Source organism: Stenotrophomonas sp. NPDC077421 (assembly GCF_049545505.1).
Taxonomy (GTDB): domain Bacteria; phylum Pseudomonadota; class Gammaproteobacteria; order Xanthomonadales; family Xanthomonadaceae; genus Stenotrophomonas; species Stenotrophomonas nematodicola.
Genome location: NZ_JBMWDP010000003.1, coordinates 102,499 through 123,270, shown reverse-complemented (window position 1 = coordinate 123,270; position 20,772 = coordinate 102,499). Strand labels below are relative to the sequence as shown.

The window sequence follows — 20,772 nt, the reverse complement described above, 5'->3', positions numbered from 1 at the left end:
GAAACGCGCCCGACGGGGATCAGCGCTTAGAATGTCGGCCCGCTCCCCGTTGCCCCTGTGCCATGACCCGTGCCGCACCGTTTTCCCTGCCGACCCGTCCAGCCAGGCGCCGGGCATGACGCCGCGTCAGCCCGCAGCACCGGCGGTGGGGCAGGTGCGCATCATCGGCGGCAAGTGGCGTGGGACGAAGCTGCCCGTGCCACTGTCGCCGGGCCTGCGGCCAAGCAGCGACCGGGTCCGCGAGACGCTGTTCAACTGGCTGATGCCGCGGTTGGGCGGGGCGCGGGTGCTGGACCTGTTTGCCGGCAGCGGCGCGCTGGGACTGGAGGCGGTGTCGCGCGGGGCGGCGCACGCCACCTTGGTGGAGAAAGACGGGGGGCTGTCCCGGCAGCTGCGCGAGTCGGTGACCCGGCTGGGCGCGCAGGGGCTGGTGGAGGTCGTCCAGGCCGACGCCCTGCAGTGGCTGCGTCAGCCGGCCGGGGCGCTGGCCGATATCGCCTTCGTCGACCCGCCGTTTGCCGCCGGGCTGTGGGACGCGGTGATCGCCGGACTGCCGGCGCACCTGGCCCCCGATGCCTGGCTGTACGTGGAGTCGCCGGCCGGTCAGGCGCCACGATTGCCGGCGCCGTGGCTGCTGCACCGCGAGGGGAGCACCCGGGAGGTCCGTTTCGCCCTGTACCGCCGCGCCGCTGCTACACTTTCACCAGATCACAACGTGTAGCTGCCGTATGACCGTGGCCAACCGCCGCATTGCCGTGTACCCGGGCACCTTCGATCCGATCACCAACGGTCACATCGACCTGGTGAACCGGGCCGCGCCGCTGTTCGAAAAGGTGGTGGTGGGTGTGGCGCAGAGCCCGTCAAAGGGGCCGACGCTGCCGCTGGAGCTGCGGGTGTCGCTGGCGCGTGAGGCGCTGGCCCACCACCGCAACGTGGAAGTGCGCGGTTTTGATACGTTGCTGGCGCATTTCGTGCGCTCCATGCAGGGTGGCGTGCTGCTGCGCGGCCTGCGTGCGGTGTCCGATTTCGAGTACGAATTCCAGATGGCGAGCATGAACCGCCATCTGATCCCGGAAGTCGAGACGTTGTTCCTGACCCCGGCCGAGCAGCACAGCTTCATTTCGTCTTCGCTGGTCCGCGAGATCGCCCGTCTGGGCGGCGACGTGTCCGGCTTCGTTCCCGCGTCGGTGCTGGAAGCGCTGCGCAGGGTCCGGGAAGCGAAGTCGGGCCCGACGCAATAACCGCCAGACCCATACATACCAAGAACCACCAAGGGAGGAATTCCATGAACAACACCATGCGTGCCATGCTGATCGCGTCGTTCGCGCTGGCCTTCACCGCCTGCAAGAAGGAAGAGGCTGCTCCGGTCGCCGAAGCCCAGCAGGCGCTGGTCGCCCCGGGCAAGGACGACGATGCCGGCTGGAAGAAGTACCTGCAGGCCGTGGCCGTGCAGAACATGGGCAACATCACCAACAGCCCGTTCCTGTATTACCTCGGGCCGGAATCGGACCCGCAGTTCCAGGACAAGTACGAGCGCCAGGTTGAAAGCGCCACCCAGGCCGTCGCCCGTGGCGTGCAGCCGGGCAACATGCTGGCCTTCGGTTCGTCTGCCTCGGGCAAGATGGCCGACATGATCCAGACCGTGTTCAAGGACGTGTCGCCGGACTCGATGAAGGGCGTGCGCGTCGTGTTCATCGGCCAGGCCGCCGACAACGCCCGCGTGCAGTCCATCGTGCAGCCGACCGGCGCCGAGTACATCTTCGTCGAAGCCAAGTAACCCGTGCAGTGGCGGCCGCGCCCCGCGCGCGGCCCGGGCGGCGTCCTGCGGGGCGCCGCCGATCATCGGCCGGCGCCCTGCGCTGGCCGGTTTTCTTCCGCCGGCGCGGGCGTGGAGTAACGCCATGTCGCTGAAAATCAATGAGCTCTGCGTCAACTGCGACGTCTGTGAGCCGGCCTGCCCCAATCAGGCCATCTCGATGGGTGAAACCATCTACGTGATCGACCCGGCCCGCTGCACCGAGTGCGTGGGACACTTCGACGAACCCCAGTGCGTGGTCGTCTGCCCGGTGGAATGCATCGATCCCGATCCGGACATCCCGGAAACCCAGGAAGCGCTGTTGGCCAAACTGCATGGGCTGCAGCGTGATCATCCCGAACTGTATGTCACGGAGTCCCCGTCCGAATGAACAGGCTGTCGCGTCGTTGGTTGCTGCTGGTGCTGCTGTGGGCACCGGTGGCCTGGTCTGCTGGATCCACCCCGGCGTCGTTGGCCAAGCACCCGGAGGGCGCGGCGATTGCCAGCGGGCACCATCTGGCCACCGAGGCCGGCATGGAGATCCTCGCCAAGGGCGGCAACGCGTTCGATGCCGCCGTGGCGGTGTCCTCGGTGCTGTCGGTGGTCGAGCCGATCAGTTCAGGGCTGGGCGGCGGCGGCTTCTTCCTGCTGCATGACGCGGCCACCGGCAAGGACGTGATGCTGGACGCGCGTGAGACCGCGCCGCAGTCGGCCACGCCCGAGGCGTTCCTGGACGGGAAGGGCGAGCTGGACCGCGACCGCTCGGTGAACGGCGCGTGGTCGGCCGGCATTCCCGGCCTGCCGGCGGCGCTGGTGGAGCTGTCGTCCAGGCATGGCAGGCTGCCGCTGCGCACCTCGCTGGAACCGGCGATCCGCATCGCCCGCGACGGTTTCCCGGTGTACGCACGCATGGCCAAGGGCTATGCCTCGCGCCGCGCGGTGATGGAGCGCTATCCCGGCACGCGCGAGGTGTACCTGCGCAACGGCAAGCCGATCGCCGAAGGCGATGTGTTCCGGCAGCCGGAACTGGCCGCCACCCTGGAGCGCTTGGCCGACAAGGGCTTCGACGGTTTTTACCGCGGGCAGACCGGCGCGCTGCTGCTGGCGGGCGTGAAGCAGGCCGGCGGCCGCTGGACGGCCGAGGAACTGGCCGGCTACCGGGTCAAGCAGCGCGAGCCGATCGTGTTCAAGTACCGCGACTGGACCGTCACCACCGCCGCGCCGCCCTCCTCCGGTGGCATCGCACTGGCGTCGATGCTGCAGATTCTGGAAGGCTGGGACCTGAAGACGCTCGACGAGGCCCACCGCACCCACCTGGTGGTCGAGGCCATGCGCCGCGCTTACCGCGACCGCACGTTCTTCCTCGGCGATCCGGACTTTGTGCAGATCCCGCAGAAGGTACTGACCAGCAAGGATTACGCGCAGGGGCTGCGCGCCACCATCCACCCGGAGAAGGCGACCCCGAGCGATCTGCTGTCTGGCAATCCGACCCCGCTGGAAGACGACGAGACCACCCACTTCTCGATCATCGACCGCGACGGCAACCGTGTGGGCGCCACCCAGACCGTCAACCTGCTGTATGGCTCGGGCCTGATTCCGTCCGGTACCGGCGTGCTGCTGAACAACGAGATGGACGATTTCGCGCTGAAGCCGGGCACGCCCAATGCCTTCGGAGTGATGGGGTATGCGGCCAACGCACCCAAGCCGGGCAAGCGCATGCTCAGCTCGATGACCCCGACCTTCATGGAATCGGCGGACAAGGTGGTGGTACTCGGCACGCCGGGCGGCAGCCGCATCATCACGATGGTGCTGCTGGGCATCCTCGGCTACGACGCCGGGCTGGACGCCCAGCAGGTCGCGGCGTTGCCGCGCTACCATCACCAGTGGCTGCCCGACGTGATCGAGGCCGAGAGCGGTGCCTTCGACGATGCCACCCTCCGGCAGCTCCAGGCGATGGGCCACAAGGTCGATCTGCCCGGCGACAGCGCGGCCGGCGGCCGTGGCTCCAGCCACGTCTGGGGCAACCTGCAGACCGTGGAATGGAACCGGCGCAGCAACGTGCTCAGTGGCGGCAGCGATCCGCGCAATCCGGTGGGCAGCGCCGCGGTTTCACCGGCACGCTGATCCACACCACCGATGAAAAGCCCCGTCCTGTGGACGGGGTTTTTCGTTCGCGCCGGATCGGGTTGACTAGCGAATATTTAACGGCGACGGCACGATACTTTCCGCATGAAACTCTGGTCCATTCGCGGCAATTCACAGAAGCTCGACGGCGGCGCGATGTTCGGCAACGCGCCGCGCGCCGTATGGGAAAAATGGGCGGCACCGGACAAGCTCAATCGCATCGAGCTGGCCTGTCGCGCGCTGCTGGCGAGCCCGCTGGCCGGCAAGACGGTGCTGTTTGAAACCGGCATCGGCGCGTTCTTCGAACCCCGGCTGCGCGACCGCTACGGCGTGCAGGAATCCAGCCACGTGCTGATCGAATCGCTGCGCGAAGCCGGCTTCGAACATGAAGACGTGGATGTCGTGGTGCTCAGCCACCTGCATTTCGACCATGCAGGCGGGCTGCTGGCGCCGTGGAGCGAAGGGCGCGCGCCGGAACTGCTGTTCCCCAACGCCACGTTCCTGGTCGGTGCCGGACACTGGGAGCGCGCGTTGCATCCGCACCCGCGCGACCGCGCCAGTTTCATTCCAGAGCTGCCAGGCCTGCTGCAGGCCAGCGGCCGCCTGGAGATCGTCGACGGCCCCTATTCACAGGCGCTTGGCGAAAGCGTGCGTTTCACCTTCAGCGATGGCCATACGCCGGGGCTGATGCTGGCCGAGATCGTGGGACCCGAGCAGGTGGACGGGCAGGCGCGGGGCGGTGTGGTGTTCTGCGCAGACCTGATTCCCGGCCGTTCCTGGGTGCATGTGCCGATCACGATGGGCTACGACCGCAATGCCGAGCTGCTGATCGACGAGAAGCGCAGCTTCCTGGAGGACAAACTGGCGCGCAACGTGCACCTGTTCTTCACCCACGACCCGCAGTGCGCGCTGGCCCAGGTCACGCGCGATGAGAAGGGCCGCTTCGGCACCGCCCACGAGCAGGGCGAGCTCAAGGCGCGTGCGCTGGCGTAAGCCACACGGGAGCCGCCTGCCGGCATCGTGCCGCATCGCGTGTGTTTGACCGACGTCGTCGTAGAGCCGGCCTCTGGCCGGCTATCGCGCGCAGTGCAGGCGTGTTGATGTCCGGTGCGAACAGCAGCCGAGCAACGGTCGGCTCTGCCGGGGCGCAGGGGTGGGAGACAGGCCCCCCGCTGCCTGCGGTCAATGCGCTTTCAGGCAACTGCTCATGAAGGTCCTGCGGGCGTCGCCGGCCAGCTTCCTGGCGGCGGCATCGGCATTGCAGGTCTTCATGCGTTCCTGCGGCGTGGTGGCCGGGGCGGCGGGGCCGCTCAGGCAGGCCTTCTGCGCGGTTTTGTAGTCCTCGCCGGTCTTGCCCTTGTTCTTGGCCGAACAGTCGGCCATGCGCTGCTGCTGGGGCGTGGCGGCGGCGGCGATCACCGGACTGCCGAGCAACAGCAGGCAGGCGAGCAGGGGGAGGGTCTTCATCGCAGGCTCCACGCACGGGTTGAGATGCGCGCAGCGTCCGCCCCGGGGGGCATAGGCGGTGTGAAGCGCCAGCACGTGGAAACCACGGCCGGCGCGGTGCGTCGGATCAGCCGGCGACGCGGGTACCGAAGATGCGGTCGCCCGCATCGCCCAGGCCCGGCAGGATGTAGCCTTTCTCGTTGAGCTGGGCATCGATGGCGGCGGTAAAGATCTCGACGTCCGGATGCACGGCCTGCACGGCGGCGATGCCTTCCGGTGCGGCGACCAGGAAGATGCCCTTGATGCGGCGGGCGCCGGCGCGCTTGAGCATGTCGATCGTGGCGATCAGGGTGCCGCCGGTGGCCAGCATCGGGTCCAGGATCAGCGCGTCGCGCTCTTCGAGGCGGCCGGTCAGGCGTTCGAAGTAGGGCACCGGCTGCAGGGTTTCCTCATCGCGCTGCAGGCCGACCACGCTGACGCGCGCCGCCGGGATCAGCGACAGCACGCCGCTGAGCATGCCCAGCCCGGCGCGCAGGATCGGCACCACGGTGATTTTGGCGCCGGCGATGCGCTGCACCGTCACCGGGCCGGCCCAACCGGCCATCGTGTGGGCTTCGGTCTCCAGGTCGGCGGTGGCCTCGTAGGCGAGCAGGCCGCCGAGCTCGTTGGCCAGTTCGCGGAAGTCCTTGGTGCTCAGGGAGGCATCGCGCATCAGGCCGATCTTGTGCTGCACCAGCGGATGGCGCACTTCGACGATTTTCATGGGACAGGGGCTGAAAAAGAGGGGAGGCGCCTAGTGTGCCGCAACCCCACCCAAAGCCCAACGACCAGCGCCCGGACGTGCGCGCTGCCCCCGGTGTCATGCCCATGCAACCTGCCGGACATACCGTGCTGACCCAATCTTTACACCGTTGGGGATAGCTGTGCAGAAGAAGTCACCGTTGGGGCTGGCCATCAGCCTGTCGTTGCTGGTCATGGCCAGTCCGTCCGCTTTCGCCGCCGATACGGCAGTCGCGACCGCGGCCGCCGGCGCCGAGGCGATCGATCTGGATCGCATTGAAGTCCGGCCGCAGCTGGAGTCGCAGACCCGCGCGGTCGACCTCAAGCGCAGCAGCGACGCCATCGAAGATGCCGTCTCCTCCGACGCGATGGGGGTGTACCCGGACAAGAATGTGGCCGAGTCGCTGCAGCGCCTGCCGGGCGTGAGCGTGACCCGCGACCAGGGCGAGGGGCGCTTCGTGGTCATCCGTGGCCTGGACGCGGCGCTGAACAGCGTCAGCGTCGATGGCATCGCCATCGGCACCCCGGAAGATTCCAGCCGCGCCGCGCCGCTGGACGTGATTCCCTCCGACTCGACCGAGCGCCTGCGCGTGGTCAAGTCGCCCACCCCGGACATGCCCGGCGATGCCATCGGCGGCGCGATCCTGGTCGAGTCGGCGTCGGCTTTCGACCGTGAAGGACGCAGCCTGCGCGGCAAGGTCGAAGCCAGCCACCAGCAGCTCTCCGGCAACACCAGCCCCAAGGCGGCCATCAACTACAGCGAAGTGTTCGGCGACACCCTGGGCGTCGCGCTGGGCGTGAACTACCAGAACCGCACGTTCGAGTCGGACAACACCGAGGTCGAGTACGGCACGTTCGACGGCGGCGCCGATGACGATCTGTTCGCCAACAGCCTGCAGCAGCGCAAGTACGAGATCGAGCGCAAGCGCATCGGCGCCAACCTCAACTTCGACTGGCGCCCCGACGACGACAACCGCTACTACCTGCGCACGCTGTACAGCCAGTTCGACGATGCCGAGACCCGCCAGCGCACCCTTTTCAATTTCGGTGATGGCGAGGTGACCGCGCGCGGCAACAACCAGTACACCATCGACGAACTCCCGGCCGATGCGATCCAGAAGCGCATGCGCTACCGCACCAAGAAGGAAAACACCTTCGCCGCCAGCCTCGGCGGCGAGAACCGGCTGACGGGCGCGGTGGTGGACTACAAGGTCGGCTACACGCGCACCGAAGAGCGCGTCAACGACGAGATGGAAGCGCGCTTCAAGTACAACGGCGACGACCTGACCGCCACCGTGGACCAGAACAGTGGCATTCCGCGCTACACGCTCAGCGATGCCGGTTGGATCAGCAACGCCAACTACGACTTCGACCGCGTGGTGCTGTCACCCAAGCAGGTCAACGACCAGGAGCGCAGCGCGCAGATCAACGTGCGTTTCGACGGTGATGCGTCCAGCTACAAGGTCGGGCTGCTTGGCCGCTGGCGCGACCGTGACGTGAACGTGGACGAGCGCGAGCTGCGCGTCGGCCCGAAGATCGCGCTGTCGGACTGGACCGCCGCCACCCCCGATCACCGTGGCGGCAACCTGGGCCAGGGCATGAGTTCGGATGCGATCCGTCGCTACTGGGCGCAGTCCGGCGGTCAGTACAGCGCACGTCCGCAGGACGCAGGCGGCAATGCGATGGCCTCGCTGGAAGAGGACTACACCGCCAGTGAAGACATCTTCGCCAGCTATGCGATGGGCACCTGGGATATCGGCGCGCTGCGCATCATCGGCGGCGTGCGCGTGGAGAACACCCGGTTCGCGGCCACCGGCAACAGCGTGGACGTGGCCAGCAATGGCCGCAGCTACACAGTCACCCCGTTGAACGTCAGCCGCAGCTACACCAGCGTGCTGCCTGGCCTGCACCTGCGCTACGACGCCGGCAGCGACTGGGTGCTGCGTGCGGCCGCCAACAAGACCGTGTCGCGCCCGTCATTCGGCGACATTGCCCCGCGCGTGGGCCTGAACCGGGGCGATGAGGAAGTGCGACTGGGCAACCCGCAGCTGGACCCGTACGAATCCAGGAACCTGGACCTGTCGATGGAGAAGTACATCGGCAGCACCGGCATCGTATCGCTGGGGCTGTTCCACAAGTCGATCGACGGCTACATCGTCAGCACGCTCAGCAACAACGACCCGGCCTACCCGGGCTATGAAGTGACCCGGGTGATCAACGGCGACAAGGCCACCGTCCGCGGCGCCGAGTTCAATTGGCAGCAGCAGCTCGCCTTCCTGCCGTCCGGCTGGGACGGCCTGCTGGTGGGCGCCAGTGGCACCTGGCTGGACACCGACTTCGACCCCGGCCTGGCCGGCCGCGAGCGCGACGACTTCATGCTGCCGCGCGCCTCCAGGCACGTGTACAGCGCCCATGTCGGCTACGAGAAAGCGGGCTTCAGCACCCGCGTGGCGGCGGTCTACCGCAGCGAATACCTGGATACCCTCGGCGACAGCCGCGCCTACGACATCCATGTGGCGCCCAACACCCAGCTCGACTTCAGCCTGGACTACAAGATCACCGCGAACGTGAGCCTGTATCTGGAAGCGCAGAACCTGCTGGACAAGCCGCTGGAGCTCTATCAGGGCGTACGCTCGCGGACGCTGCAGAATGAAGAATACGGGCGCACCTACGCGCTCGGCCTGAAGGTGGCCCTGTGATGCGTACGACCCACACGCTTGGCCTGCTCGGCCTGGCACTGCTGACCGCCTGCGGCCAGCAGCCCGCACCCGCCGCGTCGGCGCCGGCGGCCGCTGCCGATGCCGCACGCAACATCGCCACAGTTGCCGAAGCCTTCGTCACGCCCATGACCCCGGCCGACAACATCGATTCGCCCGCCAGCTGGACCACGCCGGACGGCCAGCGCTGGCTGATCGCCACCGCCAAGGCCACCGACAAGCTGGTGGTCTACGACGGCCAGACCGGCACGCATCTGCGCGATGTCGGCAGTACGGGTACCGGCTTGGGGCAGTTCGTGCGGCCCAATGGCATCGCGGTGGTCGACGACCTGGTGCTGATCGTGGAGCGCGACAACCACCGCGTGCAGGTGCTGCGGCTGCCGGACTTCGCCCCGCTGGGCGTGTTCGCCGCCGACGACCTGCGCAAGCCATACGGCCTGTGGGTGAACAAGCGCGAGGGCGGCTACGACGTATACGTCACCGATTCCTACGATGCCGGTGAGGATGCCCAAGGCAACGACGTGCTGCCGCCGCTGGCCGAGCTGGACAAGCGCGTGCGCCGCTACGCCATGACGGTGCAGGGCGACAAGGCGCAGGGCACGCTCGTCTCGAGCATCGGCGACACCAGCGAGGCCGGTGCGCTGCGCGTGGTCGAGTCGATCTGGGGCGACCCGGCCAATGACCGTCTGCTGATCGCCGAAGAGGACGAAACCTACGCCAGCGAGTTCAAGGTATACACATTGGCGGGCAGGTTCACCGGCACCACCTTCGGCCGCGACGCCTTCAAGGCGCAGGCCGAGGGCGTGATGCTGCGGACCTGCGGCAAGGACGGCTGGTGGATCACCACCGAGCAGGGCAAGCAGCGCAGCGTGTTCCATCTGTTCGACCGCCACACCTTCAAGCATGTGGGCGCCTTCCAGGGCAATACGGTGGCCAACACCGACGGCATCTGGCTCGATCCGCATGCGTCGCCGCGCTTCCCCGACGGCGTGCTGTATGCCGTGCACGACGACCAGGGCGTGGTGGCCTTCGACTGGGCCAGCGTGGCCCGGCAGTTGTCGCTGCCGCTGGAGTGCGCGCCATGACCCGCGGCTGCCTCGGCGCTGCCGCGCTGGCGTTGTCTCTGCTGCTGGCCGGCCCGGTAGTCGCGAAACAGGCCGACAGCATCGCCGAACCGAACACCCAGGTACCGGTCGGCAATCGCCACTACGCGGCGACCGGCTTCCCTGACCGTATCGTGGCCTCGCCGGCGCAGGACGCCGCGCGCGGCGTCGGCGTGTCGTGGCGGACCGATACGACGGTCAATGCGCCGGTGCTGGAGTGGGTGCTGGCGGGCGATTCGCCGGACGTCGGCACGCCTGTCCGCGTGGTCGCTGCCACCCGCGCGCTGGACACCGAGAACGGTCCCGCCCACTACCACCGCGCCGACATGAGCGGCCTTGCACCGGACACGCTGTATCTGTGGCGGGTGCAGGGGCAGGGGACCTGGAGTGCCTGGAACCAGCTGCGCACCGCCGGCACCGCGCAGCAACCGCTGACGCTGCTGTACTTCGGCGACACCCAGAACAAGAACCTCAGCCATGTTTCGCGGGTGCTGCGTGCCGGGCTGAAAGCCGCGCCGGACGCCCGCCTGAGCCTGTTCGCCGGTGACCTGGTCAGCGGCGGCGACGGCCAGGACGACAGCGAATGGGGTGAATGGTTCGCCGCTGCCGGCTGGCTGCCGCAGGAAACGGCCGTGGCGCCGGCGATCGGCAACCACGAGTACGTCGAGGAGTTCGAGGACACCCCGCAGGAGCGCCGCGTGCTCGGCAGGCATTGGCCGGTCACTTTCGCGCTGCCGCGCAATGGCGTGGCCGCTGCCGACACCAGTACCTACTGGTTCGACTACCAGGGCGTGCGCATCGCGGTGCTCGACGGCACCTCGGCGCTGGATCTGGGCAGCGCCGCCGCACAGGCGGCGTGGCTGGACAAGGTGTTGGCCGACAACCCGCACCCGTGGAGCATCGTGCTGCTGCACCAGCCGTTCTACTCCCCACGCGAAGGGCGCGAGAACGCCGAGCTGCGCGACGTGCTGCTCCCGGTGGTGCGCCGCCACCGCGTCGATCTGGTGCTGCAGGGCCACGACCACACCTACGGGCGTCGCGGCGAAGGCGACGCCGCCACGCCGCAGTTCGTGGTCACCGTGGCAGGCCCGAAGCAGTACCGGTTGTCGGCGCAGGCCCGTGCCACTATGGCGCCGGTGGGTGAGGACACCCAGTTGTTCCAGGTGCTGAAGATCGATCCCCAGCACCTGCGCTACGAGGCGCGCACCGTCACCGGGCGGCTGTACGACGGGTTCGAGTTGACGCGCCGCGCCGATGGCGTCAAACAGAAGGTTGAACTGACCGATGGCCGAATCGCACCCCGCGACTGCACCCGCACGCAGACCTTGAAGGGCCGCGCGGACCGTTGCTGGGAATGACCTGTATGCCGGGCGGCTGCGAGCTGCCCGGCCATCGCTGGAGAGAAGGATGGACATGCACCGCACGGCGTCCCGGATGGTGATCGCCACGTTCCTGTTGCTGCTGGCCGGTGCCGGCACCGCCACCAACGCGGTGCTGCACCCGTTCCTGGCCGCGCAGCCGAAGGAAGCTCCCGAGGAAGCGAACCTGGCCGTGGAGATTCCGGCCGGCAGTTTCACCAAGTACGAAATCAAGGAGGACGGGCTGGTGCACGTGGACCGCTTCCAGTCGATGCCGGTGGCGTACCCGGCCAACTACGGCTCGATGCCGCGCACCCTGGCCGGCGACAACGACCCCCTCGACGCGTTGGTGTTGACCCGGGAGCCGCTGCATCCGGGGGTGATCGTGCGGTTCCGCCCGATCGGCTACCTGAAGATGGTGGACAACGGCGAGCAGGACGAGAAGGTGATCGGCGTTCCGACCGACAAACTCGACCCGACCTACGCCGGCATCCGTGACCTCGAGGATCTACCGCTGATCGAGCGCCAGCGCATCGAGGCGTTTTTCCGCGTCTATAAAGATCTGCCCGCGGGACGCAACCCGGTGCAGCTCAACGGCTGGGGCACGGCGGCCGAGGCCCGGGCCCTGATCCGCGCGTCCATGCAGCGTTTCGATCTGCAGCAGCAGCGCCGCAAGGGTGACTGAGCCTGCGTCTCTGGACGCACGGGGGGGACGGCGATCCGGGAGCTGCGGCTGTGCGGGCTGGGGGACAACGCAGTATGTGTGTCCGGCGTCATGACGCCACTCAGCAAGGGCCTGTCCGGATGACGCAGGCGCAGCCTCATGCCTGCGTTGCACGGGCTTTCAGCGCGCGTCGCAGGAACACGGTCATCTCCTTCTCCGCCTGCCTGTCGCCATTGTGCGTGGCCACCGCGATGCCGCGTCGCAATGCCTGGGCGGCGGCCGCCGCGTCGCCAGCCGCCAGGCAGGCTTTGCCCAGCAGCTTCCAGCCGGCCGAGTAGTCCGGGTCCTGGGCCACGCACTGCGCCAGGTGCGTGGTGGCCAGGGCCGGATCGCCTGCGTCGAGCAGGCCCTTGCCGAGGCTGAAGCGCAGCAGCGGGCCATCGCGGCCGCGGTCCAGCAGCTGTTGCAGCGCATGGATGTCCATTATGGCGTCCTGAGATGGGCATACCGCCCACGATGGAAGGCAAGCGTATCGCCTGGGGCCGTCTCCACGCGGGCGACCCGGCCCAGGATCATCATGTGGTCGCCGCCGGGCAGCGTCCGCTCCACCGTGCACAGCAGATGCCCCACCGCATCGCGGACCACCGCGATGCCACTGGCATGCGGCGTGATCGCGTCCGGCAGGGGGGTATGACGGAGGCGACCATCGGCAAAGTGACGGGCGATCGCGGTCTGGCCGGCCGCCAGGATGCTGATTCCAAACGGCTGGCCAGGCCGGTACAGCGGCAGGTCCAGCGAGTGCGCGCACAGGCTCCACATGATCAGTGGCGGGTCCAGCGACAGCGAGGCGAACGAATTGATGGTCATCGCCCGCAGTGCGCCGTCTTCGGCGCGGGTGGTGACCACGGCCACGCCGGTGGGGTACTGGCCGAAGGCATGGCGCAGTGCCGCAGCCGTCAAGGTGGCGTCGCCGGGCAGGTCCAGCGCGGGCACGTCCGCGACTGTCCGGCCGTGATCCAGCGCTGGACCTGCGTCCATCAGCGTCCGCCCGCGGCGTGGAAGCGGCGCGTCACTTCGGCCCAGTCGATCAGTTGGAAGAACGCGGCGATGTAGTCGGGACGACGGTTCTGGTAGTTCAGGTAATACGCATGTTCCCAGACATCCAGACCCAGGATCGGCGTGCCGCCCGACAGCCCGGCGACATCGCCCATCAGCGGGCTGTCCTGGTTGGCGCTGCTTTCCACCCGCAGCGTGCCATCGGGCATCAGGGTGAGCCACGCCCAGCCACTGCCGAAGCGGGTCTGAGCGGCCTTGGTGAATGCCTCCTTGAAGGCCGCGTAGCCCCCCAGGTCACGGGCGATCGCCTCGGCCACCGGGCCTTGCGGCTCGCCGCCGCCGCTGGGGCTGAGCACGGTCCAGAACAGGCTGTGGTTGGCGTGGCCGCCGCCATTGTTGCGCACGGCAGTGCGCAGCGCGTCCGGCAGCGCCTCCAGATCGGCGATCAGCGTTTCCACCGGCGTCTGGTCGATACCGGCATCGGCGAGTGCCGCGTTGAGGTTGTTGATGTAGGTCTGGTGGTGGCGTGCGTGGTGGATCTCCATCGTGCGCGCGTCGAAGTGCGGTTCCAGCGCCTCGTAGGCGTAGGACAGGGTGGGGAGGGTGTAGGTCATCGGTACGGCTCCAGAAAGGAGGCGTCACCATAGAACCTCAATGTAAGTTGAGGTCAAGCGTCCGCGTCCGGCACATGGCATCATTCCCGGTCAGGGTCCCGCGTGGACCACCGGACCAGTACGCCGTGCAGCCCCAGTTCCCCCCGGTGTGGTGCTGGCCGGCCGGATCATCAGAGGAACATCGGCGATGAGCATCAGGGATACGCTGCAGGCGCAACGTCGCGTGCTGCTTGATCTTACCTATCGCAACCGGCTGCTGAACCTGCCGAAGAAGCCCTCCAGCCGCTCGCTGGTGTTTCACGACGAGCGCGCCGTGCCGACGCTGCAGACGCTGCTCGATCGCAAGGCCATGACCTTCGCGGCGGTGGGCGGCGATGCCGACGTGGAGGGCATTCCCGAAACGGAATCAGCCGTGGAAGCGGACCTGCCCGCACTGCCGCAGCCCGGCGACGAGCCGGCCGACCCCGCCACGCTGGCCGCGCACCATACCGACTCGCGCCTGCAGACCCGGCTCAAGTCCGAACACCTGCAGAAGCGCCTGCTGGACATGTACTACGAGTACCGCACCATGCTCGAAGAGCAGGGCGTCAACGTGCTGTACCTCGCCTTGGGGCAACTGGCCTTCCGTGAGCCGTCCGCGGCCGCCGACGAGGTCCGCCACGCGCCGCTGGTGCTGCTGCCGGTGGTGCTGGAGCGCAAGAGCGCGCGCGATCGCTTCGCCCTGCGCTGGGCCGAAGAGGACCCGCAGGAGAACCTGTCGTTGCGCGAGAAGCTGCGGGTGGATTTCGGCATCGTGCTGCCACCGTTCCCCGACGCCGATACGTTCGACCTGGCGGCGTACTTCGATGCGGTGCGCGCCTGCGTTGCCGCCCAGCCCGGCTGGAGTGTGCTGGACAACGCACTGCAGCTCGGCTTCTTCTCGTTTTCCAAACTGCTGATGTTTCTCGACCTGGACCCGGAAAAATGGCCGGCCGGCAACCCGATCGATCAGAACCGGCTGGTCCGCGGCCTGCTCGGCGAGGGGTTCGACAGCTGTGACAGCGACCTGCCGGCCGAAGGCCCCGGGTTCCTGGATGCGCTGATTCCCGCAGCCGATCTCAAGCACGTCATGGATTGCGACAGCTCGCAGGCGCTGGCCATCGAAGCCGTGCGTCGCGGCCAGGACCTGGTCATCCAGGGGCCGCCGGGCACCGGCAAGTCGCAGACCATCGCCAACCTGATCGCCACTGCGGTCGGTGATGGGCGCAAGGTGTTGTTCGTCTCGGAAAAGATGGCCGCGCTGGAGGTGGTCAAGCGCCGCCTCGAGAACGTCGGGTTGGGGCCGCTGTGCCTGGAGCTGCACAGCAACAAGGCCAACAAGCGCAGCGTGCTGGAAGAACTCGGCCGCACGCTGCAGATCGGCCGGCCGGAAGCGACGGACGTGGCAGGGGGCGTGGCGCGGCTGGATGCGCTGCGCGACCAGCTCAACGATCACGCCATGCGCATGCACGCTCCGGTCGGAAAGGCCGGGATGACGCCGTTCCGCATTCTGGGCGAGTTGATCCGTGGCCTGCCCCGCGCGGGTCGGCCGCCGTACCGGATCGACGATGCCGGCGCATGGTCGCGGGCCGATCTGGACCAGCGCAGTGCGGTTCTGCGCGAGGTCTGCGCGGTGCTGCCGCGGGTGGGGGATCCGCAGGCGCATGTGTGGCGGGGCGTCGCGCACGGCCCGGTGCTGCGCACCCAGGCGGAGGATATGGTGGCCGCCAACGCGCCGCTGGCGGCGGCCGTCCAGGCTGCGGTGGACGCTGCCGACGGGTTGGGGGCGGCGCTGGGTGTGCCGGCTGCCGCAGACCTGCGCGCGCTGGAGCAGCAATGCCAGGTGGCTGACATGCTGGCGGCCGCGCCGGCTTTCGACCGCAGCACCATCGCCTCGGGTGTGTGGACGGCGGGGCTGGGCTCGCTGCGCGACGCGCTGCAGCAGGGGCAGGTACTCACACGCATGCGCGCCGCCCGCGTCGATCAGGTCATCGACATGGCGTGGTCTGCGGACTGGGTTCCGCAGCGGTTGGCGATCGCCGCGCACGGCGACCGCCTGCTGCGGATCTTCAACGGCAGCTACCGCCAGGCCATCGCCCAGCTGCGCAGCGTGATGAAGGGCCCGCTGCCCAACGGCACGGCCGCGCGCCTTGCGCTGCTGGATGATCTGATCACCGCGCGAGGCGCGGAGGCCGCGCTGACCGCGATCGCGCCCACCGCCACGGCGGCGTTCGGCTCTGTCTGGCAGGGCGCCGCCACGGACTGGGCCCTGGCCGAGTCGATTCTCGGCTGGGTGCAGCAGTCGCCCCCGCTGGGTGGGTTGGACACGCGTGAGCTGGCCGCGGTGCTGCAGGACCGGCAGGGCCTGGCCACGGCGACCGCGCGGGCACGCGCGGCGGTGTCTGCGGTTGCGATGCAGTGGGAGATGTTTGCCACGCGGTTGCAGGTCGATACGGTCCAGGCCGTGGCGGCGCCATGCCTGGAGCAGGCGGCGCTGGACCACCTGCAGCGCCGGTCCGCTGCCTGGGCAGTGGATGTGGACGGCTTGCTGGCCTGGCTGGCCTATGCCGAAGCGGCCCGCCGCGCGGATGCGCTGGGCCTGCAGGCGCCGCTGGCGCTGGCCGTTGTGGAGGGGCATACGCCGGACCAGGCCGAGGCGCTGTATCACTGTGCGTTCCACCTGGCGATGCTGACGCTGGCCACCACGGCTGACCCGGCATTGGCGGCGTTCGACGGGCGGCAGCACGAGACACTGGTGGCCCAGTTCCGCCAGTGGGACCGCACGCGCCTGCGCCTGGCCCAGGTCGAGGCGGCCGAGGCCCACCATGCCGGCCTGCCACGTGGTGGCGTGGACGGCATTGGCGCCCTGGGGACGCTGCGCAGCGAAATCGCCCGCAAGCGCAACCACATGGCCCTGCGTCGCCTGTTCCGTCTGTGCGCCTCGCCGATCCAGACGATCAAACCGGTATTCATGATGAGCCCGCTGTCGGTCGCGCAGTTCCTGGAGCCCGGCGCCATCGACTTCGATCTGCTGGTGATCGACGAAGCCAGCCAGGTCGAGCCGGTGGATGCGCTCGGGGCGATCGCGCGCTGCCGCCAGATCGTGGTCGTGGGCGACGACAAACAGCTGCCGCCCACCTCGTTCTTCGCCCGCCTGGGCGGCGCCGAAGACGACCCGGTCGAGGAAGAGGGCGCACAGGCCAGGGACCTGGAAAGCGTGCTGTCGCTGTGCGCGGCCAAGGGGCTGCCCCAGCGCATGCTGCAGTGGCACTACCGCAGCCGCCACGAATCGCTGATCGCGGTGTCCAACAAGACCTTCTACGAGGGCAAGCTGTTCATCGTGCCGAGCCCGGACCGTGAGCGCAGCCAGTCCGGCCTGCGCCTTCGCTACCTGCCGGAAGGTCGCTTCGACCGTGGCAACACCTACAGGAACGATGTCGAAGCGGCCGCCATCGCCGAGGCCGTGGTCGACCACGCGCGGCACAGCCCGCAGTTGACGCTGGGCGTGGGGGCGATGTCGGTCCGCCAGCGCCAGGCGATCAGCGACGCGCTGGAACTGGCGCGTCGGCAGCACCCCGAGCTGGAAGCGTTCATCGGCCGCCATCCGCATGAGCCGTTCTTCGTCAAGAACCTGGAGAACATCCAGGGCGACGAGCGCGATGTCATCCTGATTTCGATCGGCTACGGTCGCGCCAAGGGCGATGGCAAGCTCTACCAGGGCTTCGGTCCTCTGAACGCCGATGGCGGCCATCGCCGCCTCAACGTGCTGATTACCCGTGCACGCCAGCGCTGCGAAGTGTTCAGCAGCATCACCGCCGACGACATCCGCGTGGATGAGCGCACCCGCCTTGGCGTCGTCGCGCTGAAAGCGTTCCTGCAGTATGCCGAGAAGGGCGACCTGGGCGTGGCCCAGCCCACCGGTCGCGGTGTTGACTCGCCCTTCGAGGCGGCGGTGCAGGAGGCGCTGGCCGCGCAGGGCTTCCAGGTGGACAACCAGGTCGGTGTGGCGGGCTTCTTCATCGATCTGGCGGTGGTCGATCCGGATGCGGCGGGCCGCTATCTGCTGGGCATCGAATGCGATGGCGCGGCTTACCACGCCGCCCCGTCGGCGCGCGACCGCGACCGGCTGCGCCAGGAAATCCTGGAAAACCACGGCTGGAACATCCACCGGATCTGGAGCACCGACTGGTTCCAGCGCCCCGAGGCGGAGCTGCAGCGCCTGCTCGCCGCGCTGGCCGACGCACGCCAACGGCAGGCAGGAGGCGTGTCCACCCGCGCACCGACCGAGATCGAGGCGGCGGTGCCGGTGCCTGCGGTGCAGCGCCGGATCGACGGGGGGACGCTGTCCGGCGGCGCCGACGACGGCGGCGCGGTGGCCTACGTGCAGGCGGATTTCGCGCCGGCACACGCCGCGCTGGCCCCGCACGATGTGCCGCTGGGCAGCATGGCCGCCACCGTCGAACGCATCGTGGAGATCGAAGGTCCGATCCACGAAGACGAGATCATCGCGCGCGTGCGCGACCTGTGGAACCTGCAGCGCGCCGGTTCACGCATCCAGGCTGCGGTCCAGGCGGCATTGGCGCATGCCGGTCGCGGCGGCACGCTTGCGGTTGAAGACGGCTGCTATCTCCGCGACGGCAGTCCCGTGGTGGTGCGCAACCGCATGACCGCCACCTCGCGCTCGCTGCGCCGCCCGGAGATGCTGCCGCCCCAGGAGATCCGCCAGGCGCTGCTGGAGGTGATCGAAGGCGCGCACGGCGCGGGCGCCGATGAAGTGGCCGTGCCGGTGGCGCGGCGGCTGGGTTTCCAGGCACTCAGCCAGCCGCTGCGCGAGCGCATCGCCGCACAGGTGCAGGTACTGCTCGACCACGGTCGCCTGGAAGCGCGCAACGGCGCGCTGTGCGTGACCGCACCCGCGGCCTGATCGATGCGGCTGCCGGGTGGGCCGGCAGCCGGGAAGCGCTGGTTACGGCAGCTCCAGTGCCCAGCACAGGACGGGCCCGGCATCGGCATCCATGCCGTGGCCGACCTGCAGGAACCCGTTGCGCGCCAGCACCCGCTGGGAGGCGATGTTGTCCACCGCGGTTTCGGCGGTGAGCTTTCACAGGCGTCCGTCGCGGGCGCACCAGCGCACCAGCTCGCCGATGGCCCGGGTGGTGATGCCGCGCCCCTGGCGATCCGGCGCGATGCCGTAGCCGATGTTCAGGTCGCCATCGATGGGGATGCGCGTGGCCGAGCACAGACCAACCGGCTGGCCGTCATCGAGTATCAGCCAGGCGGCTGGCACGAATGCCGGCTCGATGCAGGCCGCGAGCCCGGCGAGCAGATGCAGCACCTCCGGCGGGGCGAGGGCGCTGCCCGGATCGAATGGGTGCTGGCAGGCGTCATGGTGCAGTGCGCGCAGCGCAGTGGCCGTAACGGGAAGGATCATGGGTCTCCCGGATCTGGGCAGGCGCTGGACAACGGTCCTTCTGCTGGTGGACCCCGGCGATTCCAGCACATGCCGGGGTGCCGCACGCTAGCGGAGGCGTGCGCGGCCGGGCGCCCGGGGGATCGCACCGGCATGGTGCAGCGCATACCGCAGCAGGGGCCGGATGGCCCAGGTGGCCAGTGCGCACAGGCCGCAGGCCAGCAGCCAGTGGCCGCCGTCGTGCGTCAGGGCATGTTCGATCGCCTGCCACCAGGTCCGGGCATGCGCGGCGGCGGCGGCAGAGAGGGTGACAGCCAGTGCGACGAACAGCGGTGGCAGCAACCAGCGTTCCAGACCGACGCTCCTGCGCGGGGTGACCTGGCGGGCGACCGTGGTGGCGAAATCCGCTGGCGGCGCGCTGCGCGGCAGAGTGCGCAGCGCCTGGGCGATCTGCAGGTAATCGCGGCTGTCCGCATCCATCGGTGCCGCGGGAGGCGCCATCGCTGCCCGCCGGCCGCATTCCTGTGCCTGCCAGTGCGCATCCTCGGCGCCCGTGCGTGGATCGGTGCTCATGCGGGTTCCCCCAGGTGCGAGTGAAGCAGGGTGCGCAGGCGCGCGCGGCTGCGGAACAGGTGGCTCTTGATGGTGCCTTCGGCCAGATCGGTCAGATGGGCGATCTCGGCGATGGACAGCTCGTCCAGATGATAGAGCGTCAGTACGGTGCGCTGCAGGGGCGGCAGCGCATCGATCGCCGCATGCAGCAGGGCATGCACTTCATCCTGCGACGCCATCGCTTCCACGTCCACGCCATCGCTCACCTGTTCGACCCGCCACTGGCCGTCCTCGTCGTCGTGGACGTCGGCGATGGGGATGCGGCGACGCTCCAGATGGCGGCGGGCGACCGAGTATGCCACCTGCGCCACCCAGGACTTCAGCGCGCTGTCGCCGCGGTACTGGTGCAGGGACCGGTGCACACGCTGGAACACCTCCTGGCACAGCTCGCGCGTATCGTCGGGGTGTCGCACCATGCGCTCGACGATATGCCAGCACAGACCCTGGTAGGCCGTCACCAGCTGTTCGAACGCGCCGCGCCGACCGGCCAGCACAGCCTCGACCAGGGCGCGGTCGGCCTGCAGGATCGTTTCGTCGGTGGCCAGGGAAGTGGGCATGACGCTAGAGATACGTCGGCGGGGCGATCGGTTGCAATGGATCGGCTGCAACCGCCGGCCCGCCGGCCGTATCTCCTTGCACACCCCAAACCCGAACGGAGCAGCCACCTCATGGATTTCAACCTCATTCTTCCGATGCTTCTGATTGTGTGCATCGTGTACACCATCAAAACCATCGTCGATGCCGCCACCCGCCGCCGCATCATCGAGGCGCGAGGCTCGGAGGAGCTTGTGCGCTCCCTGCTGGAAGGCGATGCGAACAAGCGCCGGCTGGCCTCGCTGCACTGGGGCTGCGTGCTGCTGCTGCTCGCGCTCGCCCTGGGTCTGATCGACGTGCTCGGCATCACCGAGGTCACCCCTGGTGCGATCGGTCTGCTGCTGGGCGCGACCGGTGTCGGCAACCTGGTCTATTACCTGTTGCAGCGGCGGATCCGCTGACTGCACCACGCCGCGGCGCGCTAACGGCACGCGTGCAGCATCGCATGGCGGTGCGCACGCGCTGCCTTCACCGCAGATGG

The 20,772-nt window shown here is 68.7% G+C and carries 20 protein-coding genes; 12 read left to right on the top strand and 8 right to left on the bottom strand.

What is annotated here, in order from left to right; translation table 11 throughout:
* Positions 1–115: 115 nt before the first annotated feature.
* The 6 genes from rsmD to ACPEH1_RS02800 all read left to right on the top strand — a co-directional run bounded on the left by rsmD (position 116) and on the right by ACPEH1_RS02800 (position 4,912).
* On the top strand, positions 116–721 hold the full coding sequence (gene rsmD / locus ACPEH1_RS02825; RefSeq protein WP_017357528.1) for a 16S rRNA (guanine(966)-N(2))-methyltransferase RsmD: 606 nt from the start codon (positions 116–118) through the stop codon (positions 719–721).
* A 7-nt stretch (positions 722–728) separates the two neighbouring features.
* Positions 729–1,241: a pantetheine-phosphate adenylyltransferase gene (gene coaD, locus ACPEH1_RS02820; protein WP_017357527.1), complete on the top strand. Its 513-nt coding sequence runs from the start codon at positions 729–731 to the stop codon at positions 1,239–1,241.
* A 44-nt stretch (positions 1,242–1,285) separates the two neighbouring features.
* Entirely contained in the window at positions 1,286–1,777 is a 492-nt protein-coding gene (locus tag ACPEH1_RS02815; protein WP_136005870.1) for a hypothetical protein, read from the top strand.
* A gap of 124 nt (positions 1,778–1,901) precedes the next feature.
* Complete coding sequence (locus ACPEH1_RS02810; protein WP_136005873.1) at positions 1,902–2,186, top strand: YfhL family 4Fe-4S dicluster ferredoxin; 285 nt, start codon at positions 1,902–1,904, stop codon at positions 2,184–2,186.
* The gene (ggt, locus tag ACPEH1_RS02805) at positions 2,183–3,919 is read left to right on the top strand and encodes a gamma-glutamyltransferase (protein WP_166472876.1); all 1,737 of its coding nucleotides are present in this window, start codon (positions 2,183–2,185) and stop codon (positions 3,917–3,919) included. The genes ACPEH1_RS02810 and ggt overlap by 4 nt, the downstream gene beginning before the upstream one ends.
* Before the next feature lie 105 nt (positions 3,920–4,024).
* The gene (locus ACPEH1_RS02800) at positions 4,025–4,912 is read left to right on the top strand and encodes an MBL fold metallo-hydrolase (protein ID WP_136005878.1); all 888 of its coding nucleotides are present in this window, start codon (positions 4,025–4,027) and stop codon (positions 4,910–4,912) included.
* A gap of 189 nt (positions 4,913–5,101) precedes the next feature.
* Here the strand turns inward: ACPEH1_RS02800 and ACPEH1_RS02795 are convergent, their stop codons facing one another.
* Together ACPEH1_RS02795 and upp are read right to left on the bottom strand one after the other, a co-directional pair.
* On the bottom strand, positions 5,102–5,386 hold the full coding sequence (locus tag ACPEH1_RS02795) for a PsiF family protein (RefSeq protein WP_017355793.1): 285 nt from the start codon (positions 5,384–5,386) through the stop codon (positions 5,102–5,104).
* Between the two features lie 106 nt (positions 5,387–5,492).
* Entirely contained in the window at positions 5,493–6,128 is a 636-nt protein-coding gene (upp, locus tag ACPEH1_RS02790) for a uracil phosphoribosyltransferase (RefSeq protein ID WP_017355792.1), read from the bottom strand.
* A 211-nt stretch (positions 6,129–6,339) separates the two neighbouring features.
* Between upp and ACPEH1_RS02785 the strand changes: the two genes are divergently transcribed.
* The 4 genes from ACPEH1_RS02785 to ACPEH1_RS02770 are packed head-to-tail and all read left to right on the top strand — an operon-like array spanning position 6,340 to position 12,008.
* Positions 6,340–8,844 (top strand): TonB-dependent receptor, encoded by a 2,505-nt coding sequence (locus ACPEH1_RS02785; RefSeq protein WP_423715217.1) that lies wholly within the window; start codon positions 6,340–6,342, stop codon positions 8,842–8,844.
* The gene (locus ACPEH1_RS02780; RefSeq protein WP_017355790.1) at positions 8,844–9,947 is read left to right on the top strand and encodes a phytase; all 1,104 of its coding nucleotides are present in this window, start codon (positions 8,844–8,846) and stop codon (positions 9,945–9,947) included. Before ACPEH1_RS02785 ends, ACPEH1_RS02780 begins: the two co-directional genes overlap by 1 nt.
* Positions 9,944–11,323, top strand: coding sequence for a metallophosphoesterase (locus tag ACPEH1_RS02775; protein ID WP_423715194.1), 1,380 nt, complete (start codon positions 9,944–9,946; stop codon positions 11,321–11,323). Before ACPEH1_RS02780 ends, ACPEH1_RS02775 begins: the two co-directional genes overlap by 4 nt.
* 49 nt (positions 11,324–11,372) lie before the next feature.
* Positions 11,373–12,008 carry an inorganic diphosphatase gene (locus ACPEH1_RS02770; protein WP_136005882.1) on the top strand — a complete coding sequence of 212 codons (636 nt, stop codon included), beginning with the start codon at positions 11,373–11,375 and terminating at the stop codon, positions 12,006–12,008.
* Positions 12,009–12,144: 136 nt separating this feature from the next.
* Here the strand turns inward: ACPEH1_RS02770 and ACPEH1_RS02765 are convergent, their stop codons facing one another.
* Genes ACPEH1_RS02765 through ACPEH1_RS02755 form a run of 3 tightly spaced genes read right to left on the bottom strand, consistent with a single transcriptional unit; the run spans position 12,145 to position 13,657 of the window.
* Positions 12,145–12,471, bottom strand: coding sequence for a tetratricopeptide repeat protein (locus tag ACPEH1_RS02765; protein ID WP_423715192.1), 327 nt, complete (start codon positions 12,469–12,471; stop codon positions 12,145–12,147).
* On the bottom strand, positions 12,471–13,025 hold the full coding sequence (locus tag ACPEH1_RS02760) for a flavin reductase family protein (protein ID WP_166472878.1): 555 nt from the start codon (positions 13,023–13,025) through the stop codon (positions 12,471–12,473). Before ACPEH1_RS02760 ends, ACPEH1_RS02765 begins: the two co-directional genes overlap by 1 nt.
* Positions 13,025–13,657 carry a superoxide dismutase gene (locus ACPEH1_RS02755; RefSeq protein WP_017355785.1) on the bottom strand — a complete coding sequence of 211 codons (633 nt, stop codon included), beginning with the start codon at positions 13,655–13,657 and terminating at the stop codon, positions 13,025–13,027. The genes ACPEH1_RS02760 and ACPEH1_RS02755 overlap by 1 nt, the downstream gene beginning before the upstream one ends.
* Before the next feature lie 187 nt (positions 13,658–13,844).
* On the opposite strand from ACPEH1_RS02755, the gene ACPEH1_RS02750 reads away from it, so the two are divergent.
* Positions 13,845–18,599, top strand: coding sequence for a DUF3320 domain-containing protein (locus tag ACPEH1_RS02750; RefSeq protein ID WP_423715191.1), 4,755 nt, complete (start codon positions 13,845–13,847; stop codon positions 18,597–18,599).
* Positions 18,600–18,776: 177 nt separating this feature from the next.
* Here the strand turns inward: ACPEH1_RS02750 and ACPEH1_RS02745 are convergent, their stop codons facing one another.
* The 3 genes from ACPEH1_RS02745 to ACPEH1_RS02735 form a co-directional block, all read right to left on the bottom strand.
* Positions 18,777–19,106: a GNAT family N-acetyltransferase gene (locus ACPEH1_RS02745; RefSeq protein ID WP_423715190.1), complete on the bottom strand. Its 330-nt coding sequence runs from the start codon at positions 19,104–19,106 to the stop codon at positions 18,777–18,779.
* 87 nt (positions 19,107–19,193) lie between these two features.
* Entirely contained in the window at positions 19,194–19,658 is a 465-nt protein-coding gene (locus tag ACPEH1_RS02740) for a hypothetical protein (RefSeq protein WP_423715188.1), read from the bottom strand.
* A complete protein-coding gene (locus ACPEH1_RS02735) occupies positions 19,655–20,254 on the bottom strand; it encodes an RNA polymerase sigma factor (RefSeq protein ID WP_423715186.1) in 600 nt (199 codons plus the stop codon). Before ACPEH1_RS02735 ends, ACPEH1_RS02740 begins: the two co-directional genes overlap by 4 nt.
* Before the next feature lie 111 nt (positions 20,255–20,365).
* Between ACPEH1_RS02735 and ACPEH1_RS02730 the strand changes: the two genes are divergently transcribed.
* Entirely contained in the window at positions 20,366–20,692 is a 327-nt protein-coding gene (locus ACPEH1_RS02730; RefSeq protein ID WP_017356096.1) for a hypothetical protein, read from the top strand.
* The last annotated feature ends 80 nt before the right edge of the window (positions 20,693–20,772 follow it).